Genomic DNA, 15,079 nt, shown 5'->3' on the forward strand with positions numbered 1-15,079 from the left:
ACATCATCGACTGCATCTGTGGTTGCCGTCCACCGAAAGCCCCGACAAGGCCCGCCTGATTCAACCCATCGCGATCCGAAACGCCGCGCACCGTAGGCTGGAATCGATGAGCGGCATTCTGAATTGGTGGGACGGCGTTGAGCTGTGGCTGTCCGGCCTGTCGTTCGTGCTGCAGACGATCATCGTGATGCCCGTGGTGCTGGCGCTCGCATACGGCCTGGCAGTGCTGCTCGACGTGGCCCTGGGCTACTCCATCACCCTGCTGCACCGGGCCCGCCACGTCGAGGAGGAAGCACTGTGAACGGATTGCCGCAGTCGCGGGTGACGCTGATCCTGGTGCTGCTGGTGGTGCTGGTCATTGTCACGTGGCTGTTGACTCGCTGAGCAGTTACTGCGAAGCAACCTCTGATATTCTTCCCGCCATGCACGCAGCGTCCGGCACAACCGAGGGCCACATCCTGGCACTCATTGCCGTGGGTACCCGCGCTGTTGCTGACGTCGCCTGTTGTCGCTGACCCGTTTCCGTCCGCGGTTTCTGGGATCGGCGTCGGCTTCTGATATGCCCACGTGCTGATTCATCACCCTTGCCGTGTGACGGGTAATCCATCCGTAAACCAGCAAGGAAGGTCCATCAATGCACAAGATCATCAAGAACTGGCGGCCCGCCACCGCGGTCGCTGCCGTCGTGGCCAGCACCACGGTGCTCGCCGCTTGCGGTGGCGGCGCGAGTGACACCGCCGGTGGTGGCGGTGCGCAGTCGGGTGCCAATACCACCCTCACCCTGGTGGCCTACGCCGTGCCGGAGCCCGGCTGGAGCAAGATCATCCCGGCGTTCGCCGCCACCCCCGAAGGCAAGGGCGTCGCCGTCACCACGTCGTACGGCGCCTCGGGTGACCAGTCGCGCAAGGTCGAATCCGGTGCCCCCGCCGATATCGTCAACTTCTCGGTGGAACCCGACGTCACCCGCCTGGTGAAGGCCGGCAAGGTCAGCAAGGACTGGAACGCCGACGCCACGAAGGGTATCCCGTTCGGTTCGGTGGTGTCGCTGGTCGTGCGCAAGGGCAACCCCAAGGGCATCAAGGACTGGGACGACCTGCTCAAGCCGGGCGTCGAGGTCGTCACCCCCAGCCCGCTGAGCTCGGGTTCGGCCAAGTGGAACCTGCTGGCGCCGTACGCCGTGAAGAGCAATGGCGGCAAGGACGGCCAGGCCGGCATCGACTTCGTGCGGCAGCTTGTCGTCGAGCACATCAAGACCCGTCCGGGTTCGGGCCGGGAAGCCACCGACCTGTTCCTGCACGGCACCGGTGATGTGCTGATCAGCTACGAGAACGAAGCCATCAACGTCGAGCGTCAGGGCAAGGATGTCGAGCACATCAACCCGGCGCAGACCTTCAAGATCGAAAACCCGGTGGCCGTCGTGACGTCGGGCCCGCATCAGGACAAGGCCAACGCGCTGAAGAACTTCCTCTACACCGCGGACGGGCAGAAGCTGTGGGCGCAGGCCGGGTTCCGTCCGGTCGATCCGGCCGTGACGGCTGAGTTCGCCAAGGACTTCCCGACCCCGGAGAAGCTGTGGACCATCGCTGACCTCGGTGGATGGAAGACGGTCGATCCGGCGTTGTTCGACAAGGAAAACGGCAGCATCACCAAGATCTACAAGCAGGCCACTGGATGACATCCGCAGCCACGTTCGACGGCACCCCGGCCCGGTCCGAGTCCACCAATGGTGGCTCGGCCGGGCCGGGGTCCGGCGTGAGGCATGCCTTCGGCACCACGTCGTTGCGGGTCGGAGCGGCGAGCATCTGGCTGTCCGTCATCGTGCTGCTGCCGCTTGCCGCGATCCTGGTCCAATCCGCCCGCGGCGGCTGGGGGTACTTCTGGTCCGCGGTCACATCAAATTCAGCACTCGCCTCGTTTCGTGTGACGCTGGAGGTCTCGGCGGCCGTCGCGCTCATCAACCTGGTCTTCGGACTGTTGGTGGCGTGGGTGCTGACCCGGGACGACTTCGTCGGTAAGCGACTCGTGGACGCGGTGATCGACCTGCCGTTCGCGCTGCCGACCATCGTGGCCAGCCTCGTGATGCTGGCGCTGTACGGGCCGGCCAGCCCGGTCGATCTGCATCTGCAACACACCAAGTGGGGCATCGGCGTCGCGCTGCTGTTCGTGACCCTGCCGTTCGTCGTGCGGTCGGTGCAGCCGGTGCTGCTCGAACTGGACCAGGAGACCGAAGAGGCGGCGGCGTCACTGGGCGCCAACAACTTCGTCATCTTCACCAAGGTGGTCCTGCCGGCGCTGCTGCCGTCACTGCTGTCGGGGGCGGGCCTGGCCTTCTCCCGGGCCATCGGTGAATTCGGTTCGGTGGTCCTGATCGGTGGTGCCGTGCCCGGCGAGACCGAGGTGTCCTCGCAGTGGATCCGGACACTGATCGAGAACGACGATCGCACGGGTGCGGCCGCGATCTCGATTGTGCTGCTGGTGATTTCGTTCCTGGTGCTGTTCGTGTTGCGGGTCCTCGGATCGCGGGCGGCCAAGCGTGAGGAGCTGGCCCCGTGACACGTCTGACGGAGATGGACAAATGACACGTCTGACGGGGATGGACAAATGACACGTCCGACGGAGATGGACAAATGACACTGTCGCCGGTGGTTCGTTACCTTGCCCGCTACCTTGCGCTGGCCTACATCACGGTGCTCGTCATCGTGCCCGTCGGCCTCATCCTGTGGCGGACATTCCAGCCCGGCCTGGGCGAGTTCTTTGCTCAGATCACCACGCCTGCAGCCATTTCCGCGCTGCAGCTGTCGCTGCTGGTGGTTGCCATCGTGGTGCCGCTCAACGTGCTGTTCGGGGTACCGACCGCATTGGTGTTGGCCCGCAACCGGTTCCGCGGAAAGAGCGTGCTGCAGGCGGTCATCGACCTGCCGTTCGCGGTGTCGCCCGTCGTCGTGGGTGTCGCGCTGATCCTGCTGTGGGGATCGGCCGGCCTGCTCGGCTTCGTCGAGAACAGTTGGGGTCTGAAGATCATCTTCGGCTTCCCCGGCATCGTGCTGGCGAGCATCTTCGTGACAGTGCCGTTCGTCATCCGCGAGGTCGAACCGGTGCTGCACGAACTGGGCACCGACCAGGAAGAGGCGGCCTCCACCCTCGGCGCGCAATGGTGGCAGACGTTCTGGCGGATCACGCTGCCGTCGATCCGCTGGGGCCTGACCTACGGCATCGTCCTGACCGTCGCCCGCACTCTGGGGGAGTACGGCGCCGTCATCATGGTGTCCTCGAATCTGCCCGGCCAATCCCAGACCCTCACCCTGCTGGTCTCGGACCGGTACAGCCGCGGCGCCGAGTACGGCGCCTATGCCGTGTCGACCCTGTTGATGGCCGTCGCGGTGATCGTGCTGATCGTGCAGGTAATCCTCGACGCCCGGCGTGTCCGGGCGGCACAATAGTTTTTCGATAGGAAGAACCGATCATGAGTGACGAGCAGAAGCAGGGCAGCCCGCCCGCCATCACGGTGCGGGGCGCCAACAAGCACTACGGCGACTTCGCGGCCCTCGACAACGTCGACTTCGACGTGCCCGAGGGCTCGCTGACCGCGCTGCTGGGCCCCAGTGGGTCGGGCAAGTCCACCCTGTTGCGGGCCATCGCCGGCCTCGACACCCCGGATACCGGCACCATCACCATCAAGGGCAACGACGTCACCGGCGTGCCGCCCCAGCGTCGCGGCATCGGGTTCGTCTTCCAGCACTACGCGGCGTTCAAGCACCTCACGGTGCGCGAGAACGTCGCGTTCGGTCTGAAGATTCGCAAGAAGCCCAAAGCCGAGATTCAGGAGAAGGTCGACAGCCTGCTGGAGGTCGTGGGCCTCGCCGGATTCCAGACGCGCTACCCCAGCCAGCTCTCCGGCGGTCAGCGTCAGCGCATGGCGCTCGCCCGTGCCCTCGCGGTCGATCCCCAGGTGCTGCTGCTCGACGAGCCGTTCGGCGCCCTCGACGCCAAGGTGCGTGACGACCTGCGCAGCTGGCTCCGTCGCCTGCACGACGAGGTGCACGTCACCACCGTGCTCGTCACCCACGACCAGGCCGAGGCACTCGACGTCGCCGACCGGATCGCGGTGCTGAACAAGGGCCGCATCGAGCAGGTCGGGTCACCGACCGAGGTCTACGACAGCCCGGCCAACCCGTTCGTGATGTCGTTCCTGGGTGCGGTGTCGACGCTGAACGGGACGCTGGTGCGACCGCACGACATCCGCGTGGGCCGCAACCCCGACATGGCCATTTCCCAGGCCGACGACGACGTCGCGGCCACGGGAGTGCTGCGGGCGAAGGTCGACCGCGTTGTGGTGCTGGGCTTCGAAGTTCGCGTCGAGCTGACGACGGCTGCGGACCACACGCCGTTCACCGCACAGATCACCCGCGGCGATGCCGAAGCGCTGCAGCTCCTCGAGGGCGACACCGTGTACGTCCGCGCCACCCGCATCCCGCCGATCGCGGGACAGACGCAAGAAGTCGAGGCGGTTCTCGCGCGCGCCTGAGCCGCGGTGTTTTGCGTTGAGCCTGTAGTGGGGGCGTAAAAGTGCGAGTAGTGGACGCCGTGGTTACAGCGTCAACACGAGATTGGTGCCGCGCCAACGCCACCGGGTTGAATGTCAGATGTACATCGCAGGGTCGATGTAGGTCGTCGGGTCGACGGCGGGCTCGCGCTGCTTCTCGGTGCGCGGGCGCACGATCGCCGGTATGCCGGTGGCGATGGAGTCCGCCGGAACATCATGTGTCACAACGGCATTCGCGCCGATGGCCGAGTCGTCGCCGACGCGGATGGGGCCCAGCACCTTGGCGCCGGCGCCGACGGTCACCCGGTTGCCGATGGTGGGGTGGCGCTTGCCCTTGTTGAGGCTGCGGCCGCCCAGCGTCACGCCGTGGTAGACCATGACGTCGTCGCCGATCTCAGTGGTCTCGCCGATCACCACGCCCATGCCGTGGTCGATGAAGAACCGCCGCCCGATGGTCGCACCCGGGTGAATCTCGATTCCCGTGAAGAACCGGGTCAGCTGTGCCAGCACGCGGGCCGGGCCGCGTCCCGCCGGCCTGGCCCACAGCTTGTGCGCCAGGCGGTGCGACCAGATGGCATGCAGGCCCGAGTACACCAGGGCGTTCTCGAAGTCTCCGCGTCCTGCCGGGTCGTGGCTGCGCGCGTTGTCCAGGTCCTCACGGAGAGTGGAGAACAGCGTCATATCCCTGTCTTTTTCCGTCGCTTCGCTCGCCCGGTCAGTCCCGGATGTGCTCGTACAGCGCCGTGGAGACGTACCGCTCGCCGAAGTCAGGGACGATCACGACGATCAGCTTGCCGGCGTTCTCCGGGCGCTTGGCCAGCTGCAGCGCCGCCCAGACGTTGGCGCCCGCCGAGATGCCGCCCAGGATGCCCTCTTCGGTACCCAGTGCCCGCGCCACGGTGATGGCGTCGTCGAACGCGACGTCGATGATCTCGTCGTAGACCCCGCGGTCGAGGATTTCCGGGACGAAGTTCGCGCCGATGCCCTGAATCTTGTGCGGGCCGGCCTGGCCGCCGGTGAGGATGGGGGAGTCGATCGGTTCGACGCCGACGATCTTCACGTCGGGTTTGCGCTCCTTGAGGACGTGCCCGACACCCGTCAGGGTGCCGCCGGTGCCGATGCCCGCGACGAAGATGTCGACCTCACCGTCGGTGTCGGCCCACACCTCTTCGGCCGTGGTCTTCTCGTGGATGGCGGGGTTGGCCGGGTTGGCGAACTGATCGGCGGCGACGGAGTTCGGGGTGTCGGCGAGGATCTGCTTGGCCTTGGCGACCGCGCCGGCCATGCCCTCGGAGCCCGGCGTCAGCACGATCTCGGCACCGAACGCGCGCAGCATCACCCGTCGTTCGAGAGACATGGTCTCCGGCATGGTCAGGATGACCTTGTAGCCGCGGGCCGCGCCGACGAGGGCCAGCGCGATGCCGGTGTTGCCGCTGGTGGCCTCCACGATGGTGCCACCGGGCTTGAGTTCACCGGACTGCTCCGCGGCGTCGACGATCGCCACACCGATACGGTCCTTCACGCTGTTGGCCGGGTTGTAGAACTCGAGCTTCGCGACAACCTGGGCATCAGCGCCGTCGGTCAACCGGTTCAGCCGGACCAGCGGGGTGCGCCCGACCAATTCGGTGACATCGGCGTAGATCTTGCCCATTGGTGACCTCTCGTCAGCGCTAGCTTGGTGAAACTGTGATGCCCGCGCGGGCACCTGCCGAATCTGCTGAATGGCGGGTGTCCCGTCAAGGGTTTCATTCATCACAAAATCTATCTGCTTGAGACAACGCGTGCCGTACGGGTGGGTATTTCATACCTCGATGCGGGAACCCAGGATCACCGTGCGGTCGAGAGGCAGCCGGAAGTAGGCCGCGGCGTCGGATGTGATGTACGACGTTCCGATGAAAAGCCTTGTGCGCCACGGGGCCATCGACGGCTCCTTGCCCATGACCAGGTCGACCTTTGACAGGAAATAGGTCGCGCCCGCCAGATCCAGGGGACCCTCGGTGCGGTCCGAGTCGAGCAGCGCCAGCGCGGCGGGCACGTCGGGCCGATCCATGTATCCGTAGGTGGCGGTGACGTGGATGATGCCGTCGTCGCGGTAGCCCAGATCGTCGACCGCCAACCGGGCGCCATCGGCGACCCTCGGCACCGTCGCCGTCGCGAGTGACAGCACCACCACGTGCTCGTGCAGCATCCGGTTGTATTTGACGTTGGCGCGCATGGCCAGCGGCGCGGTTTCGATGCCGCGGTTGAGGAAGATCGCGGTGCCCGGCACCCGGGTCAGCGGGGGCTCGCTGGTGACGATCGAGTCGACGAACTGCCGCAGGGGGCCTTCGACAGCGTCGCGCGCCCGCGTCACCACCGCGCGGCCGTCCTGCCACGTCGTCATCACCGTGAACGCGATCAAGCCGATCAGCAGCGGCAGCCAGGCGCCGTGTACCAGCTTGGTGAGGTTGGCGGCCAGGAACAACAGGTCCACGGTGAGCAGCGGGGCGCCGATGGCGATCACGGACCACAGGGGCCAGTTCCATCTGGCGCGCGCGATGTTGAGGAACAGCAGGGTCGTGATGGTGATGGTCCCGGTCACCGCCATGCCGTAGGCGTAGCCCAGTGCCGCGGAGCTGCGGAAGGCGAAGACCAGCGTCAACACGGCGATCAACAGCATGCTGTTGATCCACGGCACGTAGATCTGGCCCATCGTGGACGCCGACGTGTGCAGGATCCGCAACCGCGGCAGGTAGCCGAGGTGCGCGGCCTGCGCCGCGACGGAGAACGCTCCGGTGATGACGGCCTGCGACGCGATCACGGTCGCCGCGGTGGCCAGCAGGACCATGGGCAGCCGGCCCCATTCGGGCGTCAACAGGAAGAACGGGGCGTCGTGGACCGTCGGGTTCTGCAGTAGCAGCGCGCCCTGCCCGAAGTAGCTCAGCATGCACGCCGGAAACACCAGCAGCAGCCAGGCGAAGGTGATCGGTTTGCGGCCGAAATGCCCCATGTCGGCGTACAGGGCCTCTGCGCCGGTGACCGACAGCACGACGGCGGCCAGTGCGAAGAACGCGATGTGGAAGTGCCCGGCCATGAAGCCGAGCGCGTAGAACGGATTCAGCGCGCGCAGGATCTCGGGCTCTCTGATGATTCCGCCGATACCGCAGGCGCCGATCACCGTGAACCACACGATCATCACCGGACCGAAGTACCTGCCGACGACCGCGGTGCCCCGGTACTGCACGCTGAACAGCGCGATGATGATCACGGCGGTGATGGGCACCACCCAGTCCGAAAGGCCTGGGTCGATGGTTTTCGAGCCTTCGACGGCCGACAGCACCGAGATGGCCGGGGTGATCATCGAATCGCCGAAAAAGAGTGCGGCGCCGAGGATTCCGAGTGCGGCGAGGATCGACGCGGTGCGCCTGCCGAGCTTGTTCGACGACTGCTTCACCAGGGTGATCAGCGCCATGACGCCGCCCTCGCCGTCGTTGTCGGCCCGCATGACCAAGCTGACGTAGGTGATGGTGACGATCAGCATCACCGACCAGAACACCAGGGACACGACGCCATAGATGTTGTCGTGGCTGATCGGCACCGGATGTGGGTCATCGGGATTGAACAGCGTCTGCATGGTGTAGATCGGGCTGGTGCCGATGTCGCCGAAGACGACGCCCAGCGCGCTGACGGCCAGGCCCACTCCCAGCCCTTTCCGACCGGTGTCGGGGTGTGTGCCCACGCGCGGTGTCTCCTTCGTCCGGATCGTTGGCCGACCGTCCGGATCGTAGGCGACGGAGACGCCGTGCGCAGTCAGGTTCGAGCGGCGCGCGACGGCGGGTTGCGCCGGTTGATGCGTCGGCACAGCAGTAGGACCGATGCGGGCAGCGCCATCATGGACAGCAGTTGCAGCAGGTCAGACATCGGCGGTCCCGAGTGTTCGCATGAGTGCGAGTCAACCGGCGCCGGCGTCGGGGTGCCACGATCTATACGCAATCCATACGGCGCCGGCCGCGGTCTTGCCGGGATTCGGACGGATTCGGGTTACGCGGCACGCGGGATTGCGGCGATCGCGTCGAAGCGGTCCAGCACGGTTTCGGCGACCAGCCGGTGCGAGCCCAGGGGCTGTGCCATCGGAATCCGGTGGGCGGCAGCGAATTCGGCGACCCGGTCGGTGATGGTGCCGTGCGCCAGGAACCAGGGCGCGATCACCAGACGTGTCGCACCCTGATCCTGCAGCAGCGCGGCGGCTTCGGCGAGGTTGGCGTGCGGGCCGGTGGCGAACGCCGTCGTGGCCCGCCAGTGGGTGCCCAGGACCAGTCCGGTGGCCACGGTGCCGGTGCGCGCGTTGGCGGCCGCTGACGATGACCCGACGGCCGTCACCAGCACACCGACGGTGGCGTCCAGCCGGGACACCCCGGAGTGGGTGAGCCGCTGACTCAGCACGTGGATCAGCCGGTCGTCTTCGCCGAGCACGGCGGCCTGCCGGACCCCCGGATTGGCGTCGGCGATCATCGCGGGGATGTCGACACGCGCGTGGTAGGCGTCGGCCAACAGCAGCGGCACGACGACACCGTCGGCGGGGGAGTCGGCCAGCACGTCCCGCAGGTTCGGCGAATTCTGTTCGCAGAACGCCACTTTGACGTCGATGCCACGCCGCAGGGTGGCCACGTTTCGGGCCACCTCGCGGGTGTTCGCCGCAGACCGCGGATCGGCACTGCCGTGCGCGGTGAGGATCAGCTGCACTAGTTCTCTCCCGTCGCAGCGCTCGCCCAGGGCGAACTCAGGACGCGTGCAGACCGCACTCGGTCTTGGCCAGACCGGCCCAGCGACCACTGCGCGGGTCGGCGCCCTCGACCGGCTTCTGGGTGCACGGTGCGCAACCGATGGACGGATAACCCTCGTCGACAAGCGGATTCACCAGAATGCCGTTGGCTTCGATGTACTCCTGCATCTGCTCATCGGTCCACGCGGCGATCGGGTTGATCTTCACCAGACCGAACGCCTCGTCGAAACTGATCAGCGGAGCGTTGGCGCGCGTCGGAGCTTCGACCCGGCGGATGCCCGTGACCCAGGCCGAGTAGCCCTTGAGCGCCTTGGACAGCGGCTGCACCTTGCGCAGGTTGCAGCACCGGGCCGGGTCGCTGGCGAACAGGTCCTTGCCCACCAGTTCGTCCTGCTCGGCGACGGTGTGTTCGGGCGTCACGTTCACCACGTTCACGCCGTAGACGGCCTCGACGGCATCACGGGTGCCGATGGTCTCGGCGAAGTGGTAGCCGGTGTCCAGGAACAGGACGTCGACGCCCGGCCGCACCTTCGCGGCCATCTCGACCAGCACCGCGTCCTGCATGTTGGAGGCCACGACGTAGTTGCCGCCGAAATTCTCGTCGACCCAGCGCAGCAGTTCTTCTGCACCGGCGTCGGCCAGTTCGGCAGCGCCGCGGTCGGCAAGTTCCCGTAGGTCGGCTTCGGATACACCCGTCATGTCTGCGATCACCTCAAGTCAGCTTCGTCGGCCCGAACGGCCCACTGGGCAAAACGCTCGCCGGCCTCGCGTTGTTTCACGAAGTTGCGCACGACACGGTCGATGTAGTCACCCAGCTCGGTGGCGAGCACCTTGTGCTGACGGAGCTTGCGCCCGAAACCGCTGTCCAGGCCCAGGCTGCCGCCCAGGTGCACCTGGAAGCCCTCCTCGGGACCGTTGCCGTCGTCGATCATCTGGCCCTTGAAGCCGATGTCGGCGATCTGGATGCGGGCGCACGAGTTGGGGCAGCCGTTGAGGTTGATCGTGACCGGCACGTCCAGCTGGGAGTTCAGGTCGGCAAGTCGCTGCTCCAGCTCGGGGACCAGCGTCTGCGCCCGGACCCGGGTCTCGGCGAACGACAGCTTGCAGTACTCGATGCCGGTGCACGCCATCAGGTTCTTGCGCCAGTGCGACGGGCGGGTCTGCAGGCCCAGCGCGTCCAGGCCGGCGATCAGCTCCTCGACCTTGTCGTCGGGCACGTCGAGGATGACGAGCTTCTGGTACGGCGTGAGCCGGATCCGGTCCGAGCCGGCGGCTTCGGCCAGGTCGGCGACCTTGGTCAGGATGGTGCCCGACGAGCGGCCGGCGATGGCCGCGACACCGACGGCGTTCAGGCCGTTCTTCAGCTTCTGCACGCCGACGTGATCGATGGTGTGCGGAACCTGCTCCGGCGCCGGACCGTCGATGAGCTTGCGGCCGAGGTATTCGGTCTCGAGAACTTCGCGGAACTTCTCGACGCCCCAGTCCTTGATCAGGAACTTCAGGCGCGCCTTGGAGCGCAGGCGGCGGTAGCCGTAGTCGCGGAAGACCTTGGTGATGCCCTCCCAGACATCGGGCACCTCGGCCAACGGCACCCAGGCGCCGAGGCGCTGGGCCAGCATCGGGTTGGTGGACAGGCCACCGCCGACCCAGACGTCCAGGCCGGGCCCGTGCTCGGGGTGGTTGACGCCGATGAACGCGATGTCGTTGATCTCGTGCGCGACGTCCTGCAGACCCGAGATGGCGGTCTTGTACTTACGCGGCAGGTTGGAGAACTCCGGGTTGCCGACGTAGCGGCGCACGATCTCGTCGACGGCCCAGCTCGGGTCGAGCACCTCGGTGAGGGACTCGCCGGACAGCGGGCCACCGAGCACGACGCGCGGGCAGTCACCGCACGCCTCGGTCGTCTGCAGGCCGACCGATTCGAGCCGACGCCAGATCTCCGGGACGTCCTCGACCCGGATCCAGTGGTACTGGATGTTCTCGCGGTCGGTGATGTCGGCGCTGTCGCGGGCGAACTCGACCGAAATCTCGCCGATGGTGCGCAGTGCCGCGCTGGTCAGGGCGCCGCCGTCGCAGCGCACCCGCATCATGAAGTAGGGGGCCTCCAGCATGTCGGCGTTGTCGTCGCCGGTGAAGGTGCCGTCATAGCCCTGCTCGCGCTGGGTGTACAGCCCCATCCAGCGGTAGCGCCCCCGGAGATCGTCCTTGCTGATCGACTCGAAGCCCTGCTTGGAGTGCACATCGATGATGCGCTGCCGCACATTGAGGGCGTCGTCCTCCTGCTTGAACACCTCGTTGGGGTTCAGCGGTTCACGATTGCCCAGCGCCCACTGGCCTTCATCGCGGGTCTTGGCGGGTTTTGCTGTCGTCACGGGGTTGTTTCCTTCGCGCAAGAGCAGGCGTTGGATCACGCGTACACCGGGGGCTGTCCGGCACTGCCGATCCTGTGCCGGCTGAAAGATCTGGTTGTCAGAGCTGAGGCAGCAAGGCAGGCATCAAGGCAGACAGCAACAGCTGCATACACGCTTGAAGTCGACATGCCGCCGCATCACCAATGCGGAACCGAGGGTGCGGTTGAGGCTGGCGGACACCCCGCCATTCTGCCATGAACAGGACATTCGGCCTAACCGGGCCAGATTCCGAATCATCGCGAGCAAAAAACCATGCCTCGGCTTTGCTCGCCCGGATCGGTCCGCCAGCTGTGGTGGGACACTGGTCCACATGAGTGACGCCGACGCCAGCCGTCTCGGGCCGTTCGGCATCTATGTCCACGTGCCCTTCTGTGCCACCCGCTGCGGGTACTGCGACTTCAACACCTACACCGCCAGTGAGCTGGGCGGGGCCAGTCCCGAGGGTTGGCTGACGGCGCTGCGTACAGAGCTGGCGCTGGCCGGTGAGCAGGTAGACCGTCCCGTCGACACGGTGTTCGTCGGCGGCGGTACGCCGTCGCTGCTCGGCGGTGCCGGGCTGCGGGCGGTGCTCGACGCGGTGCGGGATAACTTCCGTCTCGGCCCCGGCGCCGAGGTGACCACCGAATCCAATCCGGAGTCGACGTCGCCCGAGTTCTTCGCCGAGCTGCTCGACGCCGGCTACACGCGGATTTCCCTGGGCATGCAGTCGACGGCGCCGCATGTGCTGGCGGCACTCGACCGCACCCACTCGGCCGGCCGCGCCCCGGCGGCGGCGCGGGAGGCGCTGGCGGCCGGGTTCGAGCACGTCAACCTCGACCTCATCTACGGCACGCCGGGGGAGTCCGACGACGATCTGCGCCGGTCCGCCGACGCCGCGATCGAAACCGGTGTCGACCACGTCTCGGCGTACGCGCTGATCGTCGAGGACGGCACCGCGCTGGCGCGTAAGGTCCGGCGCGGCGAGATTCCCGCACCCGATGACGACGTGCTCGCGGCCCGCTACGAGTTGCTTGATACGCACCTGAGCCGCGCCGGGCTGGACTGGTATGAGGTGTCGAACTGGAGCCGGCCCGGTGGCGAATGCCGGCACAACCTGGGCTACTGGGACGGTGGCCAGTGGTGGGGCGCCGGGCCGGGTGCGCACGGTTTCGTCGGGGCGCGGCGGTGGTGGAATGTCAAGCACCCCAACGCTTATGCCGAGGCGCTGGCCGGGGGCCGGCTGCCGGTCGCGGACTTCGAGGAGTTGGACGACGCCACCCGGCACGTGGAGGACGTCATGCTGCGGTTGCGCCTGCGCAGTGGTTTACCGGTCGCCGTGCTCACCGCGGACGAACGGGTCCGGGCGCAGGAGGTGGTGGCCGACGGTCTCGTGGCGGTCGCCGACGACCGACTGGTGCTGACCGAGTCCGGCCGGCTGTTGGCCGACGCCGTGGTGCGCACCGTCCTCGACTGAACCCCGATCCGGCGAGAAGCGGGCGGGTGTCCCTACCTCACAGCCTGTCGCTATGGTTAGGCAAACCTTAGTCGTCGGGTGGAGTGGGTATTCGCATGACCAACGCTGAACCGTCGCCGCGTGAGCAGCGCAAGCAGGCCAAGCTCGCGGCGGCGCAGGACCGCGTGGCGCTCAAAGAGTTGCTTGCCCCGGTGCGCGGCCGCACCGCGCTGGCGCAGCTGTTGCAGCTGATCGCCGCGGCCGCGACCGTGGTGCCGTTCATCGGCATCGTCGAGTTGGGGCGGTACCTGCTGGGCTCTCAACCCGGTGCCGGTCCGATCGATGCGGCGCGGGTGTGGACCATCGTCGCGGTTTTCATCGGCGGCGGCCTGGCGGTGCGCACCCTCGCCGGCGGTCTGGCATTGACGCTGACCCATCACGCCGACGTCCAATTGCAGGGCGAGCTCCGCCGCCGGCTGGTGACCACACTCGGACGGTTGCCGCTGGGCTGGTTCGGCGCGACGTCCTCAGGCGAGGTACGCAAGGCCGTCCAGCACGACGTCGGCGAACTGCACCACCTGGTCGCGCACGCCGCGGTGGAGAAGACCGGAGCGCTCGCCACCCCGGCGTTCGGCCTGGCCTACTGCTGGTACCTGGACTGGCGGCTGGGGCTGCTGGCCATCGGCACCATCCCGATCTACCTCGTGGTCTACGGCGCCTTGATGCGTGGCGCGATGACCCGCATGGCGCAGATGAACGAGGGCATCGCCCAGATCAGCGCGACCATCGTCGAGTTCATCGCCGGCATCTCGGTGGTCAAGACGTTCGGGGAAACCGGCAAGGCGCACAAGCGATTTGCCGACGCCGCCGACGAATTCAACGACGGCTTCGCAAGTTTCGTCGGACCCATGGTGCGGCTGCGGGCGGTGTCGTCGGTGTTCGTCGAGGCGCCGGTGGTGCTGCTGGTGAACCTCGCCGGCGGTCTGTGGTTCATCCGCGCCGGCTGGGTGACGCCCATCGAGGTGCTGGGGTCGACGCTCGTCGCCGTCACGATCCCGACCGCGGTGCTGGCCGTCGGGTACTCCGCTGCTGCGAGCCGCCAGGCGGTCGCCGCGGCCGCCCGGCTGGCGGCACTGCTGACCGCCTCCGAACTGCCGATCGCTGAGAACCCCCAAGTGCCACAGGGTAATTCGGTCAGCTTCTCCGGCGTCGAGTTCTCGTACGATGGCACCAACACGGTGCTGCACGACATTTCGCTGGACCTGCCCGCCGGCAGCATCACGGCGTTGGTCGGCCCGTCCGGCAGTGGCAAATCCACACTGGCGACGCTCGTCCCGCGGTTTCACGACGTCACCGCAGGCGAGGTGCGCATCGGCGGCGTCGACGTCCGTCAGATAGATCCAGCGGTGCTGTACCGGCACGTCGGCTTCGTTCTGCAGGACGTGCAACTGCTGGGCATGAGCGTGGCCGACAACATCCGCCTGGGCCGCGCCGGCGCCGACGACGACGCGGTGCACGCCGCCGCGCGCGCGGCGCACATCCACGACCGGATCATGGCCCTGCCCAACGGATATGACTCGGTGGTCGGGGAGGACGCGCACTTCTCCGGCGGTGAGGCGCAGCGCATCAGTATCGCCCGCGCGCTGCTCGCCGACACCCCCATCCTGGTGCTCGACGAGGCGACGGCTTTCGCCGATCCCGACTCCGAGGCGCAGATCCAGGCCGCGCTGTCGACCCTGATCGAGGGGCGCACGGTGCTGGTGATCGCGCACCGGCTGGGGTCGATCGTCGGTGCCGACAACATCGTCGTCCTGAGTGACGGGTGCATCGCCGAACAGGGACGGTACGACGAACTGCTTTCCCGGGAAGGCGTTTTCGCGCGCATGTGGCAGAACTACACGGCCACCGGTGAATTGGAGGCGGCGCGATGA

Annotated in this window: 15 protein-coding genes; 8 read left to right on the forward strand and 7 right to left on the reverse strand. The window is 67.1% G+C overall.

Annotation, left to right across the window (positions count from 1 at the left end; translation table 11 throughout):
- Positions 1-106: 106 nt before the first annotated feature.
- The 6 genes from QRN63_RS18365 to QRN63_RS18385 all read left to right on the forward strand — a co-directional run bounded on the left by QRN63_RS18365 (position 107) and on the right by QRN63_RS18385 (position 4,525).
- Entirely contained in the window at positions 107-301 is a 195-nt protein-coding gene (locus tag QRN63_RS18365) for a hypothetical protein (protein WP_267319237.1), read from the forward strand.
- A 121-nt stretch (positions 302-422) separates the two neighbouring features.
- Complete coding sequence (locus QRN63_RS29685) at positions 423-515, forward strand: Ms4533A family Cys-rich leader peptide (protein WP_350224460.1); 93 nt, start codon at positions 423-425, stop codon at positions 513-515.
- A gap of 119 nt (positions 516-634) precedes the next feature.
- A complete protein-coding gene (locus QRN63_RS18370) occupies positions 635-1,675 on the forward strand; it encodes a sulfate ABC transporter substrate-binding protein (RefSeq protein ID WP_267319236.1) in 1,041 nt (346 codons plus the stop codon).
- A complete protein-coding gene (gene cysT / locus QRN63_RS18375) occupies positions 1,672-2,553 on the forward strand; it encodes a sulfate ABC transporter permease subunit CysT (protein WP_285032157.1) in 882 nt (293 codons plus the stop codon). The genes QRN63_RS18370 and cysT overlap by 4 nt, the downstream gene beginning before the upstream one ends.
- A gap of 74 nt (positions 2,554-2,627) precedes the next feature.
- Positions 2,628-3,440 (forward strand): sulfate ABC transporter permease subunit CysW, encoded by an 813-nt coding sequence (gene cysW, locus QRN63_RS18380; protein ID WP_285032158.1) that lies wholly within the window; start codon positions 2,628-2,630, stop codon positions 3,438-3,440.
- A 23-nt stretch (positions 3,441-3,463) separates the two neighbouring features.
- Positions 3,464-4,525: a sulfate/molybdate ABC transporter ATP-binding protein gene (locus tag QRN63_RS18385; RefSeq protein ID WP_285032159.1), complete on the forward strand. Its 1,062-nt coding sequence runs from the start codon at positions 3,464-3,466 to the stop codon at positions 4,523-4,525.
- 114 nt (positions 4,526-4,639) lie between these two features.
- Here QRN63_RS18385 and epsC read toward each other — a convergent pair whose 3' ends face one another.
- The 7 genes from epsC to QRN63_RS29690 form a co-directional block, all read right to left on the reverse strand.
- Complete coding sequence (gene epsC, locus QRN63_RS18390; RefSeq protein ID WP_285032160.1) at positions 4,640-5,224, reverse strand: serine O-acetyltransferase EpsC; 585 nt, start codon at positions 5,222-5,224, stop codon at positions 4,640-4,642.
- Positions 5,225-5,258: 34 nt separating this feature from the next.
- Entirely contained in the window at positions 5,259-6,194 is a 936-nt protein-coding gene (cysK, locus tag QRN63_RS18395) for a cysteine synthase A (protein ID WP_285032161.1), read from the reverse strand.
- Between the two features lie 150 nt (positions 6,195-6,344).
- Entirely contained in the window at positions 6,345-8,261 is a 1,917-nt protein-coding gene (locus QRN63_RS18400; RefSeq protein ID WP_267319230.1) for a potassium transporter Kup, read from the reverse strand.
- Between the two features lie 302 nt (positions 8,262-8,563).
- Positions 8,564-9,265 carry a sirohydrochlorin chelatase gene (locus QRN63_RS18405; protein ID WP_285032163.1) on the reverse strand — a complete coding sequence of 234 codons (702 nt, stop codon included), beginning with the start codon at positions 9,263-9,265 and terminating at the stop codon, positions 8,564-8,566.
- Between the two features lie 37 nt (positions 9,266-9,302).
- Positions 9,303-10,004 (reverse strand): phosphoadenylyl-sulfate reductase, encoded by a 702-nt coding sequence (locus QRN63_RS18410; protein WP_267319228.1) that lies wholly within the window; start codon positions 10,002-10,004, stop codon positions 9,303-9,305.
- Between the two features lie 8 nt (positions 10,005-10,012).
- Positions 10,013-11,677: a nitrite/sulfite reductase gene (locus QRN63_RS18415; protein ID WP_267319227.1), complete on the reverse strand. Its 1,665-nt coding sequence runs from the start codon at positions 11,675-11,677 to the stop codon at positions 10,013-10,015.
- Between the two features lie 123 nt (positions 11,678-11,800).
- Positions 11,801-12,067, reverse strand: coding sequence for an Ms4527A family Cys-rich leader peptide (locus QRN63_RS29690; RefSeq protein WP_350224461.1), 267 nt, complete (start codon positions 12,065-12,067; stop codon positions 11,801-11,803).
- Between QRN63_RS29690 and hemW the strand changes: the two genes are divergently transcribed.
- The gene (hemW, locus tag QRN63_RS18420) at positions 12,027-13,169 is read left to right on the forward strand and encodes a radical SAM family heme chaperone HemW (protein WP_285032164.1); all 1,143 of its coding nucleotides are present in this window, start codon (positions 12,027-12,029) and stop codon (positions 13,167-13,169) included. The genes QRN63_RS29690 and hemW overlap by 41 nt on opposite strands.
- A gap of 95 nt (positions 13,170-13,264) precedes the next feature.
- Positions 13,265-15,079: an ABC transporter ATP-binding protein gene (locus QRN63_RS18425; protein WP_285032165.1), complete on the forward strand. Its 1,815-nt coding sequence runs from the start codon at positions 13,265-13,267 to the stop codon at positions 15,077-15,079.

This window comes from Mycolicibacterium sp. lyk4-40-TYG-92 (assembly GCF_030209435.1).
Classification (GTDB): domain Bacteria; phylum Actinomycetota; class Actinomycetes; order Mycobacteriales; family Mycobacteriaceae; genus Mycobacterium.

Coding starts and splice junctions, on each gene's coding strand:
- QRN63_RS18365 (WP_267319237.1), top strand. CDS start 107: ATGAGCGGCATTCTGAATTGGTGGGACGGCGTTGAGCTGTGGCTGTCC.
- QRN63_RS29685 (WP_350224460.1), top strand. CDS start 423: ATGCACGCAGCGTCCGGCACAACCGAGGGCCACATCCTGGCACTCATT.
- QRN63_RS18370 (WP_267319236.1), top strand. CDS start 635: ATGCACAAGATCATCAAGAACTGGCGGCCCGCCACCGCGGTCGCTGCC.
- cysT (WP_285032157.1), top strand. CDS start 1,672: ATGACATCCGCAGCCACGTTCGACGGCACCCCGGCCCGGTCCGAGTCC.
- cysW (WP_285032158.1), top strand. CDS start 2,628: ATGACACTGTCGCCGGTGGTTCGTTACCTTGCCCGCTACCTTGCGCTG.
- QRN63_RS18385 (WP_285032159.1), top strand. CDS start 3,464: ATGAGTGACGAGCAGAAGCAGGGCAGCCCGCCCGCCATCACGGTGCGG.
- epsC (WP_285032160.1), bottom strand. CDS start 5,224: ATGACGCTGTTCTCCACTCTCCGTGAGGACCTGGACAACGCGCGCAGC.
- cysK (WP_285032161.1), bottom strand. CDS start 6,194: ATGGGCAAGATCTACGCCGATGTCACCGAATTGGTCGGGCGCACCCCG.
- QRN63_RS18410 (WP_267319228.1), bottom strand. CDS start 10,004: ATGACGGGTGTATCCGAAGCCGACCTACGGGAACTTGCCGACCGCGGC.
- hemW (WP_285032164.1), top strand. CDS start 12,027: ATGAGTGACGCCGACGCCAGCCGTCTCGGGCCGTTCGGCATCTATGTC.
- QRN63_RS29690 (WP_350224461.1), bottom strand. CDS start 12,067: ATGCCGAACGGCCCGAGACGGCTGGCGTCGGCGTCACTCATGTGGACC.
- QRN63_RS18425 (WP_285032165.1), top strand. CDS start 13,265: ATGACCAACGCTGAACCGTCGCCGCGTGAGCAGCGCAAGCAGGCCAAG.